At 70.7% G+C, this 18,867-nt stretch carries 18 protein-coding genes; 5 read left to right on the forward strand and 13 right to left on the reverse strand.

The genetic code is table 11. The features are described from left to right. The first annotated feature begins 14 nt into the window (after positions 1 to 14). Positions 15 to 293, forward strand: a complete 279-nt coding sequence (locus tag KBX71_RS02300; RefSeq protein WP_210816283.1) for a hypothetical protein — start codon at positions 15 to 17, stop codon at positions 291 to 293. Between the two features lie 146 nt (positions 294 to 439). Beyond that, positions 440 to 2,332: an ABC transporter ATP-binding protein gene (locus KBX71_RS02305; protein WP_210816284.1), complete on the forward strand. Its 1,893-nt coding sequence runs from the start codon at positions 440 to 442 to the stop codon at positions 2,330 to 2,332. A gap of 123 nt (positions 2,333 to 2,455) precedes the next feature. Here the strand turns inward: KBX71_RS02305 and KBX71_RS02310 are convergent, their stop codons facing one another. Further along, positions 2,456 to 3,016: a PepSY domain-containing protein gene (locus tag KBX71_RS02310; protein WP_210816285.1), complete on the reverse strand. Its 561-nt coding sequence runs from the start codon at positions 3,014 to 3,016 to the stop codon at positions 2,456 to 2,458. A gap of 152 nt (positions 3,017 to 3,168) precedes the next feature. Further along, entirely contained in the window at positions 3,169 to 3,618 is a 450-nt protein-coding gene (locus tag KBX71_RS02315) for a GNAT family N-acetyltransferase (RefSeq protein WP_247682835.1), read from the reverse strand. 100 nt (positions 3,619 to 3,718) lie between these two features. On the opposite strand from KBX71_RS02315, the gene KBX71_RS02320 reads away from it, so the two are divergent. Continuing rightward, a complete protein-coding gene (locus KBX71_RS02320) occupies positions 3,719 to 4,600 on the forward strand; it encodes a LysR substrate-binding domain-containing protein (RefSeq protein ID WP_210816287.1) in 882 nt (293 codons plus the stop codon). A gap of 28 nt (positions 4,601 to 4,628) precedes the next feature. Here the strand turns inward: KBX71_RS02320 and KBX71_RS02325 are convergent, their stop codons facing one another. Genes KBX71_RS02325 through KBX71_RS02335 form a run of 3 tightly spaced genes read right to left on the reverse strand, consistent with a single transcriptional unit; the run spans position 4,629 to position 7,190 of the window. Beyond that, complete coding sequence (locus KBX71_RS02325; RefSeq protein WP_124822050.1) at positions 4,629 to 5,183, reverse strand: DUF5872 domain-containing protein; 555 nt, start codon at positions 5,181 to 5,183, stop codon at positions 4,629 to 4,631. A gap of 28 nt (positions 5,184 to 5,211) precedes the next feature. After that, positions 5,212 to 6,498, reverse strand: a complete 1,287-nt coding sequence (locus KBX71_RS02330; RefSeq protein ID WP_210816288.1) for a HAMP domain-containing sensor histidine kinase — start codon at positions 6,496 to 6,498, stop codon at positions 5,212 to 5,214. Beyond that, entirely contained in the window at positions 6,495 to 7,190 is a 696-nt protein-coding gene (locus KBX71_RS02335; protein ID WP_124822048.1) for a response regulator transcription factor, read from the reverse strand. Before KBX71_RS02335 ends, KBX71_RS02330 begins: the two co-directional genes overlap by 4 nt. Positions 7,191 to 7,292: 102 nt before the next feature. Between KBX71_RS02335 and KBX71_RS02340 the strand changes: the two genes are divergently transcribed. Continuing rightward, positions 7,293 to 7,757: a septum formation initiator gene (locus KBX71_RS02340; protein ID WP_210816289.1), complete on the forward strand. Its 465-nt coding sequence runs from the start codon at positions 7,293 to 7,295 to the stop codon at positions 7,755 to 7,757. Here KBX71_RS02340 and KBX71_RS02345 read toward each other — a convergent pair. From KBX71_RS02345 to rpsD, 4 genes are all read right to left on the reverse strand, one after another. Further along, on the reverse strand, positions 7,754 to 8,824 hold the full coding sequence (locus tag KBX71_RS02345; protein WP_210816290.1) for a hypothetical protein: 1,071 nt from the start codon (positions 8,822 to 8,824) through the stop codon (positions 7,754 to 7,756). The genes KBX71_RS02340 and KBX71_RS02345 overlap by 4 nt on opposite strands. Further along, positions 8,821 to 9,168, reverse strand: a complete 348-nt coding sequence (locus tag KBX71_RS02350) for a PadR family transcriptional regulator (RefSeq protein WP_210816291.1) — start codon at positions 9,166 to 9,168, stop codon at positions 8,821 to 8,823. Before KBX71_RS02350 ends, KBX71_RS02345 begins: the two co-directional genes overlap by 4 nt. Positions 9,169 to 9,271: 103 nt before the next feature. Then, positions 9,272 to 13,213, reverse strand: a complete 3,942-nt coding sequence (locus KBX71_RS02355; protein ID WP_210816292.1) for a ThuA domain-containing protein — start codon at positions 13,211 to 13,213, stop codon at positions 9,272 to 9,274. 256 nt (positions 13,214 to 13,469) lie between these two features. Then, complete coding sequence (gene rpsD / locus KBX71_RS02360; RefSeq protein ID WP_210816293.1) at positions 13,470 to 14,078, reverse strand: 30S ribosomal protein S4; 609 nt, start codon at positions 14,076 to 14,078, stop codon at positions 13,470 to 13,472. A 113-nt stretch (positions 14,079 to 14,191) separates the two neighbouring features. Here rpsD and KBX71_RS02365 point away from each other — a divergent pair, with 113 nt between their 5' ends. Beyond that, positions 14,192 to 14,851 (forward strand): DUF2470 domain-containing protein, encoded by a 660-nt coding sequence (locus KBX71_RS02365; protein ID WP_247682864.1) that lies wholly within the window; start codon positions 14,192 to 14,194, stop codon positions 14,849 to 14,851. 98 nt (positions 14,852 to 14,949) lie between these two features. Here the strand turns inward: KBX71_RS02365 and KBX71_RS02370 are convergent, their stop codons facing one another. From KBX71_RS02370 to KBX71_RS02385, 4 genes are read right to left on the reverse strand one after another with little or no spacing between them, the layout of a single operon-like run. Further along, positions 14,950 to 15,723, reverse strand: coding sequence for an ABC transporter ATP-binding protein (locus tag KBX71_RS02370; protein WP_210816295.1), 774 nt, complete (start codon positions 15,721 to 15,723; stop codon positions 14,950 to 14,952). After that, positions 15,720 to 16,787 carry an iron chelate uptake ABC transporter family permease subunit gene (locus KBX71_RS02375; RefSeq protein WP_210816296.1) on the reverse strand — a complete coding sequence of 356 codons (1,068 nt, stop codon included), beginning with the start codon at positions 16,785 to 16,787 and terminating at the stop codon, positions 15,720 to 15,722. Before KBX71_RS02375 ends, KBX71_RS02370 begins: the two co-directional genes overlap by 4 nt. Before the next feature lie 2 nt (positions 16,788 to 16,789). After that, entirely contained in the window at positions 16,790 to 17,797 is a 1,008-nt protein-coding gene (locus KBX71_RS02380) for an iron ABC transporter permease (protein ID WP_307846926.1), read from the reverse strand. A 31-nt stretch (positions 17,798 to 17,828) separates the two neighbouring features. Next, entirely contained in the window at positions 17,829 to 18,851 is a 1,023-nt protein-coding gene (locus tag KBX71_RS02385) for an ABC transporter substrate-binding protein (RefSeq protein ID WP_210816298.1), read from the reverse strand. Between the last annotated feature and the right edge of the window lie 16 nt (positions 18,852 to 18,867).

The following is an 18,867-nucleotide window of genomic DNA, read 5'->3' on the forward strand; positions in this document are numbered from 1 at the left end:
CTCGGCTTGGCCGGGTGCTGGGCCAGCAGTACATCGAGATTGCCGAGAAGGCCACCCGCCCGACGGGGTGCTGCACATCGCGGCCCGGCCCCAGCCCGGTGACCGACGCCGACGACATCGAGCCCGCCGAGCGCCGTGACGGCTGGCTCGACGTGCTCGCCCTCGCCGACGACTCGCCCACGGCTGCGTCGGAGAGGTCACCCGCTGGTACGCCGGCGCCGACCTGCCCTACAGCAACCCGCAGCGCACGGAGGAAATATCGACAGCACCTGGGCGTGGGATCGCTTGGCTGAGCGCAACGATCGGTTGCGCTGGCGGTTGGGCGCGCGTTCCGCGCAGCGCGTGCGGTCGGAAGTCGTAGCACGAGTTGGCACATCCGGCGCGGTGACTTGACCTGAAGCTCGGGTTAGGTCCTAGCCTCCGGTATCGGAGGTAAGGCATGAGCATGGAAGTTACCGCGTGGATGTCTCTGCACCACGCGATGAACGCGCAGGATGAGCGACCGCTGTCCCGCGAAACCTTGAAGCGGATCGCGCGGTTCGCCCAGCCACACCGCGCCTTGATCATCAGATTCCTGTTGCTGAGCGTGGTGACGGCGGTCCTCACGGTGGCGGCGCCCGTTCTCGCCGGTCGGGTGGTCGACGCGATCGTCGACGGCGCCGACAGTGGCGTGGTGATCCGGTTGGCGGTACTGATCGCCGCGATCGCCCTCGCCGAGGCCGGGCTGGGTCTGGTGACGCGATTTCTCTCCGCCAGCATCGGTGAGGGGTTGATCGTCCAGCTGCGGACGGCCGTCTTCGACCACGTCCAGCGCATGCCTGTGGCGTTCTTCACCCGGACCCGCACGGGTGCGCTGGTCAGCCGGCTGAACAACGACGTGATCGGCGCGCAGCGTGCCTTCAGCGACACTCTGTCGAGTGTGGTCGGCAACGCGGTCACGCTGATGCTGACGTTGGCCGTGATGCTGACCTTCTCCTGGCAGATCACGCTGCTGGCGCTCGTCCTACTGCCCATCTTCGTCCTCCCGGCCCGGCGGATGGGTTCGAAGCTCGCCCAGTTGCAGCGTGAGGCGGCCGAACACAACGCGGCGATGAGCACCCGGATGACGGAACGGTTCTCCGCACCCGGCGCCACGCTGGTCAAGCTGTACGGGCGACCGGCCGAGGAGTCCGCCGAGTTCGCGGCGCGGGCACGTCGGGTCCGGGACATCGGCATCCGTGCCGCCATGCTGCAGTGGGTCTTCATCACCGCGCTCACCGTCGTTGGCTCGCTGGCGCTGGCCCTGGTCTACGGGCTGGGCGGTCTGTACGCGCTGCGAGGCAGCCTCGATGCCGGCACGGTGGTCGCCCTCGCGCTGCTCCTGTCGCGCCTCTACGCACCGTTGACATCGCTGGCCAGTGCCCGGGTCGAGGTGATGAGCGCGTTGGTGAGTTTCGAGCGGGTGTTCGAGGTTCTCGACCTCAAGCCGCTGATCCTCGACAGGTCCGACGCCCGCCCCCTGCCGGAGGGCCCGGTCGCTGTCGAGTTCGACGGGGTCCGGTTCGGCTACCCCTCAGCGGACAAGGTGTCGCTCGCGTCCCTGGAGGACGTGGCGAAGCTCGATACGCGCGGCGGTGAGGAGGTGCTGCACGGGGTGTCGTTCCGCGCCGAAGCTGGGCAGATGGTGGCGCTCGTCGGCTCCTCCGGGGCGGGCAAGTCGACGATCGCGCAGCTCGTTCCTCGCCTGTACGACGTCGAGGACGGCGCGGTGAAGCTGGCCGACGTCGACGTACGTGAGCTGTCGGCCGAGTCGATCCGGACGGCGTTGGGCGTGGTGACCCAGGACGGGCACCTCTTCCACGAGAGCATCCGCGCCAACCTGGCGTTCGCCCAGCCGGACGCGACGGAGGACGAGATGTGGGAGGTGCTCCGGCGGGCCCGCCTCGACGACCTGATCCGCTCACTTCCCGATGGGCTCGACACCGTGGTCGGCGAGCGCGGATACCGCCTGTCCGGCGGGGAACGGCAACGGCTCACCATCGCGCGACTGCTGCTGGCTCGTCCGCGCGTGGTCATCCTCGACGAAGCCACAGCGCATCTGGACTCCACCTCGGAGGCGGCGGTTCAGGACGCCCTCGCCGAGGCGCTGACCGGCCGGACGAGCGTGGTCATCGCGCACCGGCTCTCCACCATCCGGGCGGCCGACCAGATCCTCGTCGTGGAGGCGGGGCGCATCGTCGAACGCGGGCGACACGGTGACCTGCTCGCGGCCGGTGGCCGCTACCACGAGTTGTACCGCACCCAGTTCGCCCAGGACCCGCCGACGGTCCAGGAGCAACGCGTCGCCATCTGACGGTTCACGGGGCACCTCATGACGCACACGGTGGTCGGTCCGCCCACGAGGGGCGGCCGACCGCCGCGTCACAACGCGTCGCTGTCCACCCCAGGAAGCACAGGGGGTGGACAGCGACGGCGGTCAGTCGTTGTCGTTGTCGTCCTTGTCGTCCTTGTCGTCCTTGTCGTCGTCGTCGGCGTCGTTGTCGTCGTCGGCGTCGTTGTCATCGTCGTCGACCGGCTCCTGCTCGGCCTTGACCACCGAGCCGTTGTCCCGGTCGACGTCCACCTCGTGCTCGGTGTCGCCTGCGACGATCTCGACGCTCCACACCGGCCGGCCGTTCTCCTGCTCGGCCTCGACCTCGACGATCTGGCCGCCACCGGCCTTGGCGAGCGCGATCTCACCGGCGCGCTTCTCGTCGACCGCGCTGCCCGCCGGCGCGCTGCCGGTCGATGGCGTACCGGACGGCGTGCCGCTCGACGGCGTACCCGACGGGGTGCCGGTAGACGGCACACCGCTGCTGGTCGCCGGGGCGGCGCTGCCCTCCGGCACGTCCGTAGCCGTCGGTGCGACGGTGGCTGCGGCGAGTGCCGTGCCGCTGGTGCGCCTGTCGTTCGCTGCGTCGACGCCGAGCGCGACCCCGGCCACCGCCAGCACCGCCGACCCGCCGACCGTCGCCAGAAGCAGGTTGGTGCGCTTCATCGTGGTGTCCACCTTTCCTCGGATGTCAACTCCTGGGCTGTCGACTCCGAGGATCCGCTGAACGGGGATAGCACCGCGCTGTCCGAACGCTAAGGCCGGGTTAAGCCGGCGGTGGTGTCGACCCTACGGCCGGGCCCGCCGGCCTGGGCTGGTCAGAGCGCCATCTTCATGAAGACGTCGGCGCGGGCGTACGGCGGCAGCGGGATCTGATCCGAACTCACATGCTGGAAACCGGCGGCCTCGTAGAGGTGCACCGCGGTCGCGAGCCTGGTGTTGCTGCCCAGGAACAGGGTGGTCGCGCCGAGCTCGCGGGCGCGCGCGATCGCCGCCTCGATGAGCTGGCGGCCGACGCCCCGGCCGCGCACCGCCGGGAGCACCGTCATCTTCGACAGTTCGAAGACGTCGTCCGAGCTGCGGACTAGGGCGACACAGCCGATGATCTCCCCGCCGTCGCGGACGATCAGCACGTCGCCGCCCCGGTCGACGATGGCGGCGAACGGGCCGTTGAGCGTCTTGCGGTCCGACTCCTCAATGGTGAAGAAGTGGGAGATCCATTCCTCGTTCAGCGTCCGGAAGGCCTCGGCCTCCTCAGCGGTCGTCATGGACGTGATGGTCAGCGTGCTCGGCTTCATGGTTGGATTTTCCGGCCACCACCATTCGAACGTCCAATATCTTGTTCGGGGTCATCCGTATCCTTGAGGTATGGAACCCGAGTTGCGCCACCTGCGCTACTTCGTCGCGGTCGCCGAGGAGCTCCATTTCGGCCGGGCCGCGGTGCGGCTCCGGATGGCCCAGCCACCGCTTTCGCAGCAGATCCGCCAGCTCGAGGCGATGATCGGCACGCCGCTGTTCGTGCGCACCTCCCGGTCGGTGGCGCTGACGCCCGCGGGCGAGGCGTATCTGAACCGGTGCCGGCGGGTGCTGGCCACCGTCGCCGACGACGTGCACGAGGCGGGCCGGATCGGGCGCGGGGAGCAGGGGCGCTTCGACATCGGGTTTGTCAGTTCGGCGATTCAACTCGGGCTGGCCGGGCCGATCCGTCGATTCCGCGAGCGCCATCCGGCCGTCCACCTGCGTCTGAACGAGGCGTACACGGCGCACATCGTCGACCGGTTGTTGAACGGCGAGGTCGATCTCGGCGTGGTTCGGGACGCGGACGACCACGACGACCTGGTCGGCACCACGTTCGCCACCGAGTCCTTCGTCGCCGTCCTGCCGGCCGATCATCCGCACGCGGGAGACCTCGCGATCGACGCCGCCGTGCTGCGCGACGACCCGTTCGTCTTCTTCCCCCGGGTGGCCGGCGAGCGGGCCTACCAGCGCAATCTCCGACCGTGCCTGGAAGCCGGCTACACGCCGAACATCGTCCAGGACGCCACCAGCTGGGCCACGGTGGCACACCTGGTCGCGGCCGGCCTCGGGGTGACGATCGCCCCGGCGAGCATCTCCGCAGTGGTGCCCGCTTCGGTGGGAGTCCTGCCGTTGACCGGCACCGAAGCCACCACCGAGGTGCAGATCCTGCGCCGCCGACAGGACGACCGGATCACCTCGACGGGCTTCGGAGCCGTGGGTCAGGCTCCCTGAGCTGTGCGGCGCAGCCGTACCGGCACGGTCAGCCGCGCCGGTTGAGTTCCGCTTCCAGCCGCTGGACGAGCGTCTTGCGGTCCTTGCTGGCGCGCTCGTTGCGCAGCGCGGTCTTGAGCTGTCGCGTGTCGAGGCCACGGACCAGCTTGGCCGCCTCCGCGACCGACATCTCCGACATCCGTCCGGCCGTGGTGGCATCCCGACGCGCTCGTTTGGCCGGCCCGGTGTTCGCGACGTACTGCTTGCCGGATCGGGACGCTTCGCGCTTCTTCGTGTCGGTCGCGCGCTTCTGGCTCTCCGACATCTCCTCCCAGGCCTTCTTGGGCAGGTAGCGACTCGTCGTGCCGCCCTTGCGCGCACGGGTGTCGCCCTCTTTCGTCTGCCATTTCTCGTTGCCCCAGCGCTGGAGAGACTTCTGTCGCTCGTCCTTTTCGCCCAGGAATCCGCCGCCGCGCTTCTTGTACTCCTGAGTGACGAGCTGTGACTTGCGCGCCGACCACTGCCCCGGCCTGCCACCCTTGTCGGAGGCCTTGACCTCTTCCTTGATCTGCTCTCTGAGCTCGGGTTTCGTGTACCGCGCCATGACTGGCAGCTACCCGGCACCGCAGCGCCTATGCCTCCGGCGCCGACGTCGGAGGCCCCAGCCGGAGCAGCACCTGCGCACCGCCTCCCGGACCGGCCCGCAATTCCAGTCGGCCGCCGGCGGTCTGCGCGGCGCGCCGGGCGATGTCCAGGCCGAGGCCGGTGGACCCGGCGGCGCTCGTGCCCCGCCGGATCGCTCCGGCTGGCATTCCCGGGCCCTCGTCGGCGACGGTGAGGACCGCCTCGCCAGCCTCACGGGCGAGCCGGACGGTGAACGGCGTGCCGTCGGGGGTGTGCGCGAAGACGTTGCCGAGAAGCGCGTCCACGGCCGCCGTCAGGTTGTCGGCGGCCACACCGACCGGAAGGGGGCCGGGCGTCAGGTCGAGGGTGACGGCCCGGCCGGTGTCCTCGGCCAGCACCGACCAGAACGCGACCCTGTCGGCGACGATCGCCGCCGCGTCCGCGGCGGGCGGCTGCGCCGGTGCGTGCCGCCAGCGGGCCTGCCGGATCAGCCCGGTGACAGCGCGTTCGAGCCCGTCGGCGGCGGCGGTGATCCGGGCGGCGTCATCCGGGTCACGCAACGACTCCGCTTCCAGCCGCAACGCCGTCAGCGGCGTCCGCAACTGGTGCGACAGGTCGGCGACCTGTTCGCGTTCCTGCACCAGGAGCACCTGTATCCGGGTGGCGAGATGGTTGAGCGCGCCGGCCACCTCGCGCAGTTCGGGCGGGCCGGCCGGCGTGACGCGGGCGTCCAGCTCGGCGTTGGCCAGCCGGTGTGAGACGGCCGAGAGGTCGCTGATCGGCCGGACCAGGGTGCGCGCCAGCCGGTCGGCGACCAACAGCCCGATCAGCACGAGGATCACGCCGAGCAGCGCCAGCACCAGCCAGGCCCGGGTGACCCCGGCGCTCAGCTCGCGCTGCGGCACCGCGATCCGGATCACCCCGGTGCCGTCCGCTCGACCCTGCACGGCGATGACCACCTCCCGGCCGGCCGCCGACTCGCCGGTGAGGCTCTGTCCGCGCGCGGCGAGGGCCACCGCGGGCGTACGGGGTGTCTGGGCGCCGAGCACCGTACCGTCCGGCAGGAAGACGCTCACCGGTCGGCCGGAGTCCGCGGCGAGTTGCTCGACGGTGAGCCGGATGGTCGCCGCGTCGGCGGTGCCGACCACCGGCACCAGGCTCTGCGCGTCGGCGGTGGCCCGAACGGTCGCCCGGTCCTCGGCGACGGTGCGGACCAGCAGCGCCAACGGCACCAGGAACGCGATGAGGGTGAGGACGCTGACAGCGGCGACCAGCAACGCGAGACGCGCCCTCACGGCTGGGCCGCCGGGGCTTCGAGACGCACTCCGACACCACGCACTGTGTGCAGGTAGCGAGGCTGCTGGGCGTTCTCCCCCAACTTGCGACGCAACCAGGACAGGTGCACGTCGACGGTCTTGTCGGCACCGCCGTACGGGATCTGCCACACCTCCGTGAGCAGCTCACGTTTGGTGACCACCTGGCCGGGCCGGCCGGCGAGGTGGTGCAGCAGATCGAACTCGCGGGGCGTCAGCTCGACCGCGACCCCGTCCAGGGTCACCTGCCGCGCCCGGGGGTCGACGCGCAGCCCGCCGACGACGAGCGCCGGGACCTGCCCGTCGGCACCGGAGGGGCCGCGCCGCAGCACCGCCCGGACGCGGGCGTCGAGCTGCGCCGCGGTGAACGGCTTGGCCACGTAGTCGTCGGCGCCCGCGTCGAGCACCCGTACGATCTCGGCCTCGTCGTCACGCGCGGTGGCCACGATGACCGGCACCGAACTGACCGCGCGCAGCATCCGCAGCAGCTCGCGGCCGTCCAGGTCGGGCAGGCCCAGGTCGAGCACGACGAGGTCGGGTCGGTCCTCCAACGCGTCGCGGAGCCCGGCCATCGCGGTCGAGGCCGCGGCCACCGCGTGGCCGCGTTCGCGCAGGGCCCGGATCAGCGGGGTACGGATCGTCAGGTCGTCCTCGATGAGCAGCAGGCGGGCCACAGCTGGCAGGCTAACCGCTGCCGCGGGCGGTGCGGCGCACGTTAACCATGCCTTAGCGTTCGGATGTGCCAACGACAAGGACGGATCGGGGATAGTCAGGGGATGCGCCGTCGTTCGCTCCTCGTCGCCACCGGGTGGGTGGCCACCGCCGCCATAGCGACCCTCATCGGCTTGGGCGCGATCCGGTTGGTGGGCGAGAGCCTCACCGGCACCCCGGGCGGGGTGCGCAGCGAGGCCGAGATCGAGCGGGCGCTCGCCTCGCCGGAACCACCGTCGACAGGCACCACGGGAGCCGCGCCGCCCGGGCCGGGCGCGACGGGGCCCGCGCCGAGCGCCAGCTCCGGGGCCCGCCGGGGATTCGCCACCGACGGCGGCACGGCCGTCGCCGAGTGCGGCGCCGGCGGCGTACGCCTCGTCTCCTGGGCGCCCGCGCAGGGTTACCGGGTCCGCGACGTGGACCGGGGTCCGGACGACGACGTCGAGGTCACATTCCAGGGGCCGACCCGGGAGTACGAGTTGAAGGTGCGCTGCATCGGCTCGGAGCCGGTGGCCGTCGCCGACGACTAGGTGCTTTGCTCGCGGTCGGCGTTCCGGCCCAGTGCGACCATGCGCAGGGTTTCCTCTCGACGTCGTACGAGCAGTGCCCCGGCCAGGAAGGTCACCGGCGCGACGAGCACCAGCATCGCCCACTGCGCCGGCACCAGGGGGATGGTGTGTCCCATGTTCATGGTCGAGGTGACCCAACCGGCGAGGGCGCTGTCGATCACCAGGGCGAGGGCTGCCACGGGCAGGAGCATGACGACGATCCGGCGGCGTACCACCGGAGTGAGCGTGGCCACCGCGACAACCATGGCAGACGCGGCGGCCGCCAGGCCCGCGACGTAGAGCCAGAGGACCAGCTCACTGCTCGCCTCGATGCCGTAGAAGACCTGGTATGACACCTGGCCGACGAAGCCGAACGTGGGACTGGTCGCCCGGTTCGTCACCAGCAGCGCGACCATCGCGGCCGGTGCGAGCAGCAGGGCCAGCACTCGGCGTACGCCGAGCAGCGTAATCACCCGGCGACGCGGCGCCGGCACGGAGAGCGCGGCGGCAGCCACCACGGCGAGGGCGAACTGCGGCAACGTGTCCACTACGTAGGTCGGGTTGTCGCCGGCCTGCGGGGCGACCAGCGCACCCCAACCGAGCACACCGGCCCAGGCCAGAGCGGCGGCGACCCAACGCCACCCGACCAGCACCGTGGCGCAGACACACGCCCAGCCGGCGACGGGCAGCCAGTCGACGAGATCCGGACCGCTCGACGCGAACCCGGGCGGCGGGCTCGACGCTCGGACGAGCAGGTCGAGCAGTTCCCTCCCGGCGAGGGCCAACAGGACGACCGCGACCAGCAGGCCGGTCACCGTCGCCGCGTCCGCCCAGCTCGGCTCGGTGAACCCCCGTGCGCCCACCCGCAGCCGCGCCCGCAACCCGGCGCCGACCAGATTCCGCACGTCGGCGACGGCGGGTCGCCGCTGGCCCGGCCGCGCGCCGGCGAGGAGCACTGCCAACATCTCGTCCTCGTACACCCGACGGTGTTCCCACGGATAGGCGGCCAGCAGCCGCCGGTAGCGGCGCTCCAGGTCGTCGCTGCTCACGCCGCTCCCCCGTCGGTCAACAGGCCGCTGCGGCGCAGCCGCACGCGAGCGGCGTCCGCGTTGTGTCGGAGGCGGGACGCCTCTTCGGTGAGCCGCCGCGCGCCCAGGGCGGTGAGGCGGTAGTAGCGCCGCAGTCGCGACTGCACCACCTCTTCGCGCTCGACCTCGATGAGGCCGTCGGCGCGGAGCCGGTCGAGGACGGCGTAGAGGGTGCCGGCGCGTAGCCGCACCCGTCCGTCGGAGATGCGCAGCACGTCCTCGATGACGGCGTACCCGTGCATGGGCACCTCCGCCAGCGCGGTGAGCACCAGGAACGTCGGTTCCCGAAGTGGAGCCTCAGCCATGCCAGCGAGCATATACCGATAGACAGTATATGCAAGGATGGCGACAGCCGAGCGACGGACGTGGCCGGCACGAAACCGTGCCGGCCACGTCATCGGTGGTGGTTCAGCTGGTGTACGCCTCCAACTCCCAGAGTGAGTGGCCATATCCGGTGCCCCGGGCGGTGCCGTAGATCCGCAGGTAGCGGCCGTTGGCGCCGAGCGCGGCGTGCTCGTCCACGCCGCCGTCGGCCCCGGTCACCGTCTTCACTGTGGTCCAGGTGGTGCCGTCGTTCGAGGTCTGGATCTGGTACGCGCTGCTGTACGCCGCCTCCCAGCTCAGCTTGACCCGGCCGATCGCGGTGGCGCTGCCCAGGTCCACCCGAATCCACTGCGGGTCGGAGAAGGTGCTCGACCAGCGGGTGGTGAGGCTGCCGTCGACGGCCTGGGCGCCGGACACGTCGGCCCCCTCGTTGCTGGACGTCGACGTGGGTTTGTTCAGCAGCAGGTTGCCGCCGGTCGGGCTACCGGTGCCGCCGTACACCTCGAACTCGAACAGTGAGTAGCCCCAGGCGGATCCCCGGGTGGTGCCGAGGAGCCGGATGTACCTGCCGGACCCGCTGAGCCCGGTCAGGTCGTCCACCCCGCCGTCACCACCGGTCGCCGTACGGATCGTGGTGAAGTTGACACCGTCCGGCGAGGTCTGGATCTGGTATCCGCTGCCGTACGCCGCCTCCCAGGTCAGCTTGACCCGGTTGATGGCGTACGTGGCGCCCAGGTCCACGTCGATCCACTGTGGGTCGCCGAACGCGCTGCCCCACCTGGTGCCGGCCGCGCCGTCGAACGCGTTGCCCGCGACGAACGCGCCCTCGAAGCTGGACGCTCGCGCCGGCTTACCGCGGGCCAGGTTGGTGCCCGGCTCCGGGTCTGGATCCGGGTCCGGGTCCGGCCCGGGTCCGCCGGGGCTGGTGGAGAGGGTGAACTCGTCGATGTCGAACCACGGCCCAGCGCCCTTGAACACCAGGAACAGCGTCCGGGTGCCGGTCGGGGCGGTGACCCCGCCGGTGACCGTGGCGAAGTTGGCGTACCCGCCGGTGGGCACCACGGTCGCCGAACCCACCAGTTGCCCGGTGGGCGAGTCGACCCGCAACTCCACAGTGCCGCCACCGCCGGCCGGTGCGCCGACCCGGGCGCTGAACGACTGGACGCCGGTCAGGTTGTAGGGGCGGAACGAGATCCAGTCGTTGTTGTCGACGTAGCCGACCGCCGCGCCGCCATGTCCTGCCGCCCCGGCGACGATCTGGACGCCGGACGAGTCACCGAAGTGCTCGGCCTGGCGTACGCGCGGTTGCAGCACCGCCTGGGTGTGCGTGGTCAGCGCCGGCTGGCCGCCCCCGCCCAGGTCGGTGTACTCGGCGTCGATGATGCCGAAGATGTTCGCCGCCGTGTCGTGCTCGCCGTCTGCCGAGGTCTGGATGACCCCGGTGCAGCCCTGCACGCTGCCGAGTTGGTGGCCGTGCGAGTCGTGGCCGAGGACGTAGTTCACCTTTACCCGGGCGCAGTTGATCGCACCGTCCTGGGCGTCGGTGACGGTGACGGAGAACGGCACCGCGTCCCCGAAGGTGAAGGTCTGCCCGTTCAACGGGGTGTTCACGGTGACCACCGGGGCGCTGTTGCCGACCGTGACGACCACGCTCGCGGTGGCCGTCTTGCCGGTGGTGTCCCGGACCGTCAGCGTCGGGCTGCGGGTCCCGTTGGTGGTGTACGTGAAGCTCGGGTTCGCGGCTGTCGAGTCGGTGGTGCCGTTGTTGTCGAAGTCCCAGGCGTAGGTGAACGGGTCGCCGTCCGGGTCGAGGGTGCCGGCCGAGGAGAAGGCCACGGTCAGCGGCGCGGTGCCACTGGTCGGGGTCGCCGACACCTTGGCGATGGGTGCTCGGCCCTCGCGGGCGTACTCGATGCGGTAGAGCGCCGAGTTGGCGTCCCCGTTGAACCAGCCGGTGCCGTAGTCGAGCACGTAGAGCGCGCCGTCCGGGCCGAACTCCATGTCCATGACCTGGGTGCCGGTCCACGGGAACGGGTTGATCTTCAGTGGTTGGCCGGACGCGTCGAGCTTGATGTTCTTGATCCAGCGGCGACCGAACTCACCGGCGAAGTAGGTCCCGTCGTAGTACTGGGGGAACGCCACCGGCGAGGTGTTGTTCGGGTCGTACCGGTAGACCGGCCCGCCCATCGGCGACAGGCCACCGCCTGTGAACTCCGGCGGCGAGCCGGAGCCGCCGTACGGCAACCAGGCCGAGATGGCCGGCGGCAGCTGGGTGATGCCTGTGTTGTTTGGCGAGTTGTTCACCGGCCCACCGGCGCAGTTGAACTTCGCCCCGGACGGTCCGGACGGGAAGGTGTAGTCGTTGTAGGCGTCGTTGCGGGCGGTGCAGTACGGCCAGCCGTAGAAGCCGGGCCTGTCGATCCGCGCGAACTCCACGTTGCCGGCCGGCCCGCGGTTCGGGTCGGCGGTGCCCGCGTCGGGGCCGTAGTCACCCAGGTAGACGATGCCGGTGGCCTTGTCCACGCTCATCCGGAACGGGTTGCGGAAGCCCATCGCGTAGACCTCCGGGCGGGTCCGCGCGGTGCCCGGGGCGAACATGTTGCCGGCCGGGATGGTGTAGCCGCCGGCCGCGCTCGGCTTGATCCGGAGGACCTTGCCGCGCAGGTCGTTGCTGTTCGCCGAGGTGCGCTGCGCGTCGAACGCCGGGTTGCGCCCGGACCGCTCGTCGATCGGGGTGAAGCCGGCCGAGTCGAACGGGTTGGTGTCGTCACCGGTGGACAGGTAGAGGTTGCCGGCCGCGTCGAAGTCCATGTCACCGCCGACGTGGCAGCACATGCCGCGGCTGGTCGGCACGTTGAGGATCAGCGTCTCGCTGGCCAGGTTGATGGTGTTGTCGGCGTTGACTGTGAAGCGGGCCAGCCGGTTGACGCCGTCCCAGACGGCGAATTGGGCCGGGGTGCCCTCGGCGGGCGCGCCGCCGCCGGGGGTGCTCAGTGGTGGGGCGAAGTAGGCGTACACCCAGCGGTTGGTGGCGAAGTTCGGGTCGGCCTTGATGCCCTGCAAACCCTCCTCGTCGCCGGTGTAGACCGGCAGGGTGGCAGCGATCTTGGTGTTGCCGGCGGCGTCGGTGTGCCGGATCACGCCGTTGCGGGAGGTGTGCAGCACGCCCCGGTCCGGCAGGACGGTGAGGCTCATCGGCTCGCCGGTCTCGGCCGCGCCCTTGGCCAGCTCCACCTGCTGGAAGCTGCTGGTGACGGTGGGACCACAGTCGGCGTCGACCGCGCCGGCGGCCGTGCGGATGCCACCGAGCAGGTGCTGACGGAAGTTCGCCTCGCTGTACGACACGTCGGTGTGTCCCAGGCCGGTGTACCAGGCTCGGCCGCCGGAGTAGTTCTGGCACCAGGAGATCGGGTGGTCGGCGCCCATGCTCCCGCCGGTGTAGGTGCTCTCGTCCAGGGTGGCCAGCACGTGCACGTTGCCCCGGGGGTTGGTGCGGTAGTTGTACAGCTCGTCGAACCGGCTCCACCGCTGCGGCAGCGTCGCGGTGGACGGGTGCACCTGGTCGGCGACCTTCACTGTGACGTTCTGCTCGGCCGGGTGCGAGGCGAAGTACGCCCCGACAAGTCCCCCGTACCACTGCCAGTCGTACTCGGTGTCGGAGGCGGAGTGCACGCCCACGTACCCGCCGCCGCCGGTGATGTAGCGCTCGAACGCGGCCTGCTGGGCGGCGTTGAGCACGTCGCCGGTGGTGGAGAGCCAGATCACCGCGGCGAACCGGTCCAGGTTGGCGTCGGTGAACTGGGCGGCGTCCTCGGTGGCCTCGACGGTGAAGCCGTTGGCCGCGCCGAGCTGCTGGATCGCGGCGATGCCCGGGGTGATGGAGCCGTGCCGGAATCCGGCGGTCTTGCTGAAGACCAGCACGGTGAACGGTGCGGCGCTGGCCGTGGGTGGCGAGGCGACGATGCCGCCCGCCACGAGGATCGCGCTCAGCGCGAGGCCGAGCCACGATCTCAGGGATCTGCGCACGGTGGGGTCCTTTCGCGGTGCGAGGGACGGCGTGCGCCGATCACGCCTGGCGGTGGTGGGACGAGATATGTGAATGCATCGTTGCGTCCGGATCACGCGCGCGTCAAGCACTCTCCCACCATCCGTGAGAGCGTTATCTCCGCAGGTCAGGGTCGACCGTGCAGAGGGAGATCGAATAACGGTTTTCGGGCTGCGAACCACACACGGAGGGCCCCGGCGCAGGTCGCCTGCACTCGGGGCCCTGCCGAACGGTCGGTCAGCGTGAGTAGTGCTCGACGACGAGTTGCTCGTCGCAGAGCACCGGGACCTCCGAGCGGAGCGGGAGCCGGGTCAGCCGAGCGGTCAGGCCGGGCAGACTGACGTCGAGATAGGGGGCGAGACGTTCCGGGGCGTGCGCCCCGGCCGCCGCGACGACGAACGGCGCCTTGCCCCGACTGCGCTCCGCCACCTCGATGACGTCACCGGGTTGCAGCCGCGCGGACGGCCGGTCCAGGCGACGGCCGTTCACCGTGACGTGCTGATGGGTGACGACCTGACGGGCCTGGTAGATGGTGCGGGCGAAACCGGCTCGCAGCACCAGCGCGTCCAGCCGGGTCTCCAGCTCGACGATCAACTCCTCACCGGTCTTGCCCGGTCGGCGCACGGCCCGGTCGAACGCGCGCCGGAGCTGACCCTCGTGCAGGTCGTACTGCGCCTTGAGCCGCTGCTTCTCCAACAGCCGGACCTTGTAGTCGCTGGTGGTGCGTCGAGCGCGGCCGTGCTGTCCCGGTGGGAACGGGCGGCGTTCGAAGTAGCGCACGCATTTCGGGGTCAGCGCGATGCCCAGGGCGCGGGAGCGCTTGACCTTGGGACGGGTCTGATTCATTAATCACCTCTCAAGTAAGGTAAGGCTAACCTTATTAGGAGATGATCGCCTTGAGCAAGCCCTCGACCAGCACGGCGGACTCCACGGACGACGCGGGTGTCCGACTCCGATCGATGCTCGTCGCCGCCGACTCCCTCACCCTGCACATCCCGGGCGTCGAGGCGTACGTCATCGGACGGCACGCCGTGACGAGCGACGGACGCCTGCGGGTCGACCTACCGACCGACTGCCACCTGGCCGAGCACCTCGCGCACGAGCGCGAGACCGTCGCGATGGTCGAGGTGACCGACCTGGCGCCCACCCCGGTACGCGACCGGGTGCGCGGACGCGCCACGCTCACCGGCTGGCTGACGACTGAAACCGTCACGACCGGAAACGATCAGGAGCTGGTGACCGTTCTGGACCTCGCCACCGCCGAGTTGACAGCCGATGGCCACACCATCTGCATCGACGCTGATCAGTTCGCGAGCGCCCAACCCGACCCGCTGGCCGCCGTCGAGGCCGATCTGTTGTGTCACCTCGACCACCACCATCCGCGAACCGTCGAAGGGCTGAGCCGACTGATACCCGCCCGCCACCTCCAGGGTGTTCGTCAGGTCCGGCCGGTACGCCTGGACCGCCACGGTGTCGTGCTGCGGTTGGAGCTGAGCAGGGGTGACCGGGACGTCCGGCTGAACTTCCACACGCCGCTGCGGCATCCGGACCAACTCGGCGCTCAGATCGAGGCGCTGCTTCGGCACACGCACGCCTGCCGAGGCCGACACGCCCGCTGACGATCGACGGCATCGTTGCTGGTCAGGGAAGGCTGAGCCCGGCGCGAACAGGTTGGGGACGGCCGTCACGGCCGTCCCCAACCCGCGTCTGAGGCCGCCTACGCGGGGACGACCATCGGCGTGCCGGCGATCGGATCGGGTACGACGAGGCAGCTGAGACCGAAGACCTGCTCGACGAGGTCGCTGGTGACCACGTCGACAGGCGCTCCCTCGGCGACTATCGCACCGCCGGACATCGCGATGAGGTGGTCGCAGTAACGGCAGGCCAGGTTGAGATCGTGCATGACGATGACGATGGTCTTGCCGGACTCCGCGTTCAGTTTCCGCAACAGCCGCAGCAGCTCGACCTGGTGGTTGATGTCCAGGTAGGTGGTGGGTTCGTCGAGCAGCAGCAGGTCGGTGTCCTGCGCCAGGGCCATGGCGACCCAGACCCGTTGGCGTTGGCCACCGGACAGCTCCCGGATCGGACGGTCGACCAGATCCGCGGTGCCGGTGGTGTCGAGGGCCCGGGCGACGGCGTCGTGGTCGTCGCCACTGAACCGTCGAAACCACCCCTGATGGGGGTAGCGACCGCGGGCCACCAGGTCGGCGACGGTGATGCCGTCGGGCGCGACGGGGGTCTGCGGGAGCAGCCCGAGCACCTTGGCCACGTCGACGTTGCGCAGGTCGGCGAGGGGTTTGTCGTCGAGCAGGACGGTGCCGTCGCGCGGGGCCAACAGCCGGGCCAGGCCACGCAGCAGTGTGGACTTGCCGCAGGCGTTGGCACCGACGATCGCGGTGACCTTGCCGTCGAGCACTGCGACGTCGAGGTGGTCGACGATGGTCCGGTCGTCATAGCCGAGGGTGAGGCCCTCGGCGCGTAGTCGGGTCATCCACCCGCTCCTTGTCGGTTGGTCGTGGCCAGCAGCCACAGCAGGTAGGGCGCACCCACCGCACCCGTCACCACGCCGGTGGGCAACGGTGTGGGTAGCAGGTGCACGGCGACGAGGTCGGCGGTGAGCAGCAGCGCGGCACCGACCAGGGCGGCGGGCAGGACACCCCGGGCCGCCGGGCCGAGGAGCCGGTTGGCGATCGGCCCGGCCACCAGGGCGACGAAGGCGATCGGCCCCGCCACCGACACCGCCAGGGCCACCAGCACGACGGCGGCGCCGAGCAGCCCCGCCCGGCTGAGCTCGGCCCGGACACCCAGCATCCGGGCGGCGTCGTCACCGAGTGCGAGAGCGCCCAGCGGCCGTTGCAGCAACGTGGCGACCGGCAGCAGGACGACCAGGGCACCGGTGAGCACCCACAGCTCCGGGGTGCTGGCCTGCCCGACCGACCCGACCAGCCAGTGCATGGCCTGGCGGGCCTCGAAGAGCTGCGCCCGGCTGAGCACGTAGCCGACCAGGCCCTCGAAGAAGACCGCCACTCCGATGCCGATGAGGATGAAGCGGTAGCCGCTGACACCGTCGCGCCAGGCCAGCAGGTACATCGCCAGGGCGGCGACGATCGCGCCACCGAGGGCGAGCCCGCTGACGACGAGCCCACCGGCCTGCAGGAGCACGATCCCGGTGACGGCCGCCAGCCCTGCCCCCGAGGTGATGCCCACGAAGTCCGGGGACGCGAGGGGGTTACGCAGCAACTGTTGGAAGATCGTCCCGGACGCGCCGAGGGCCAGCCCGACAGTCACGGCGGCGGCCGCGGTCGGCAGCCGCAGGCCACGGACCACGAAGTCGACGCTGGGATTGTCGGACAGGTGCAGGACCGAGGCGATGACCTCCGCGGCGCCGATGCGGAAGCTGCCCACCATCATGGTGAGCACGAAGAGGGCGGCGACCGTCGCGGTCAGGGCGCAGGTCACCACCATGGACCTGCCGGCTCGACGCCTCCGGTTGGCGCGCAGCGCCGCCGCCGTACCGGACGGAGCGGAGCGGCGGTCGCTCGTTGTCGTTGCCATGCTCACACCTCCGACAGCCGGCCGTAGCGCACGATCGCGATGAACGCGGGGGCGCCGATCAACCCGAGGACCACGCCGACCTGAACCTCGTCGGGGGCGGCGGCCATCCGACCGAGCACGTCGGCGAGGAGCAGGACGATGGGTGCCAGCAGCATCGAGTACGGCAGGATCCAGCGGTAGTCGGGGCCGCAGATGAACCGCGCCAGGTGCGGCACGACGAGCCCGACGAAGACGATCGGTCCGCAGGCGGCGGTGGCGGCGCCGGCGAGGATCGCGACCACGGCGAAGGCGGCAGCGCGGGTACGTGTCACGTTCTGGCCGAGGCCACGCGCGACGTCCTCGCCGAGCGCGAGGCCGTTGATGGCCCGCCCGAAGCCCAGCGACGCGACGAGACCGATCAGCAGGAACGGCGCGACCCCGGTCAGGATCGGGGTGTACCGGCCGGCGAGCGACCCCACCTGCCAGAACCGCAGCTCGTTGAGGGCGTCCACGTTCGTCATCACGATGCCGCTGGTGACCGAGGCCAGGCCGGCGGTGACCGCCGCGCCCGCCAGGGCGAGCTTCACCGGGGTGGCGCCCTCCCGTCCGAGCGAGGCGACCGCGTACACCAGGGCGAGCGCCGCGATCGCGCCGGCGAAGGCGAACCAGACGTAGACGCCGACGCCACGGACCCCGAGCACCGTGATGGCGAGGACCACGAACGCGGCGGCGCCGGAGTTGATGCCCAGGATCCCCGCGTCCGCCAGAGGGTTGCGGGTGACGCCCTGCAGGATCGCCCCGGCCACCCCGAGCGCGGCGCCGACCAGGATGCCGAGCAGCGTGCGGGGTACGCGCATCTCCAGCGTGACGGTGCTGCTGATCGGCCCGTCGCTGTCGAGGCTGAACAGGGCGTGCAGCACCTCGGAGAGACCGATCGAACGCGAGCCCAGGGTCACGCTCAGGAAGCCGACGAGGACGAGAACCACACAGAGGACGGCGAGCCCCGGCCCGAGGGCAGAGGCTCGCCGCACGCCTACCGTCGAGGTGCGCGTCCCGATCCGGCTAGTTGCCGACATTCGGATCAGCGGCCTTGACCGCCTGGGTCAGCTTGTCCAGCTCGGTGGCGAAGTCCCCGTACGTGTGCAGCCAGAACGCCGGCCAGGAGACGGTGGCACCGACCTTGGCCGCCTTGATCTTGAACCAGGTCGGCTGCTTCGTGCTCCACTCGGCGTTGGCGGTGGGCGTGAAGGACCGCCCATCCCACAGGATCAGGTCCGGCTGGTACTTGTCGGCGTTCTCCCAGCTGAGGTTCTCCCAGTACGGGAAGGCCGGGTCCGGGCTGACCGGGTTGATCACCTTCAGGCCCCAGGTCTGCAGGTCCAGCAGCTCGGGCGCGTACTCGGGGTTCGCGACGTAGACCTTCTCCGTCGAGGGGGACATCGCAGCGACCGTCAGGTCCGGCTTGGCCGAGGTGGCCGCCTTGAACGCGGTCACCGCCTCCTCGAAGCGCTTCTTGTTCGCCGCGATCTGCGGGCTGGCCACGTCGGCACCGAGGCTCTCGGCGAGATCCTCGTACCCCTCGGCCAGCGCGACGATCGACTTGCCCTGCGTGACGCCGACGACGGGGGCAAGCTCGGCGAGCTTCTTGCTCTTCTCGTCGACGCCCTCCTCCATGCCGCTGTGCGCCTTCTCGGCCGGCCACCAGTCGCCGACGATCAGGTCCGGACGCAGGGCGGCGGCCTTCTCCACGTCGATCTTGCCCCACTCCTCGCCGAGGATCTGGATCCCGGTGAGGTCGAGGTTCTTCAGGTTGGGGTCGGTCTTGACCGACTCGTCGGCGTAGACGCCGACCGGCTTGATGCCGAAGGACATCAGCGCCGCGGCCTCGCCGGCGTGCGCGATGATCCGCGTCGGTGTCTTGTCCGCCTTGACGACCGTGCCGGAGCCGTCGTTGAAAGACCAGGGGCCGGAAGCGGTGGCAGCGGCGGCGGAGTCACCGGTGTTCGTGTCGTTGCCACAACCGGTGAGCCCGCCGAGCACGGCGCTCAGCGCCGCGACGGCCAGGACCGGACGCCATGAGTGCATGGTGAAGTTCCCGATC

The organism is Micromonospora sp. D93 (assembly GCF_018070365.1).
GTDB classification, from domain to species: Bacteria; Actinomycetota; Actinomycetes; order Mycobacteriales; family Micromonosporaceae; genus Micromonospora; species Micromonospora ureilytica.

Excerpts from the sequence above, each read along its gene's own strand:
- KBX71_RS02320 (WP_210816287.1), top strand. The coding sequence starts at position 3,719 with ATGGAACCCGAGTTGCGCCACCTGCGCTACTTCGTCGCGGTCGCCGAG.
- KBX71_RS02315 (WP_247682835.1), bottom strand. The coding sequence starts at position 3,618 with ATGACGACCGCTGAGGAGGCCGAGGCCTTCCGGACGCTGAACGAGGAA.
- KBX71_RS02310 (WP_210816285.1), bottom strand. The coding sequence starts at position 3,016 with ATGAAGCGCACCAACCTGCTTCTGGCGACGGTCGGCGGGTCGGCGGTG.
- KBX71_RS02325 (WP_124822050.1), bottom strand. The coding sequence starts at position 5,183 with ATGGCGCGGTACACGAAACCCGAGCTCAGAGAGCAGATCAAGGAAGAG.
- KBX71_RS02385 (WP_210816298.1), bottom strand. The coding sequence starts at position 18,851 with ATGCACTCATGGCGTCCGGTCCTGGCCGTCGCGGCGCTGAGCGCCGTG.
- KBX71_RS02350 (WP_210816291.1), bottom strand. The coding sequence starts at position 9,168 with ATGGCTGAGGCTCCACTTCGGGAACCGACGTTCCTGGTGCTCACCGCG.
- rpsD (WP_210816293.1), bottom strand. The coding sequence starts at position 14,078 with ATGAATCAGACCCGTCCCAAGGTCAAGCGCTCCCGCGCCCTGGGCATC.
- KBX71_RS02305 (WP_210816284.1), top strand. The coding sequence starts at position 440 with ATGAGCATGGAAGTTACCGCGTGGATGTCTCTGCACCACGCGATGAAC.
- KBX71_RS02370 (WP_210816295.1), bottom strand. The coding sequence starts at position 15,723 with ATGACCCGACTACGCGCCGAGGGCCTCACCCTCGGCTATGACGACCGG.
- KBX71_RS02340 (WP_210816289.1), top strand. The coding sequence starts at position 7,293 with ATGCGCCGTCGTTCGCTCCTCGTCGCCACCGGGTGGGTGGCCACCGCC.
- KBX71_RS02365 (WP_247682864.1), top strand. The coding sequence starts at position 14,192 with ATGCTCGTCGCCGCCGACTCCCTCACCCTGCACATCCCGGGCGTCGAG.
- KBX71_RS02375 (WP_210816296.1), bottom strand. The coding sequence starts at position 16,787 with ATGGCAACGACAACGAGCGACCGCCGCTCCGCTCCGTCCGGTACGGCG.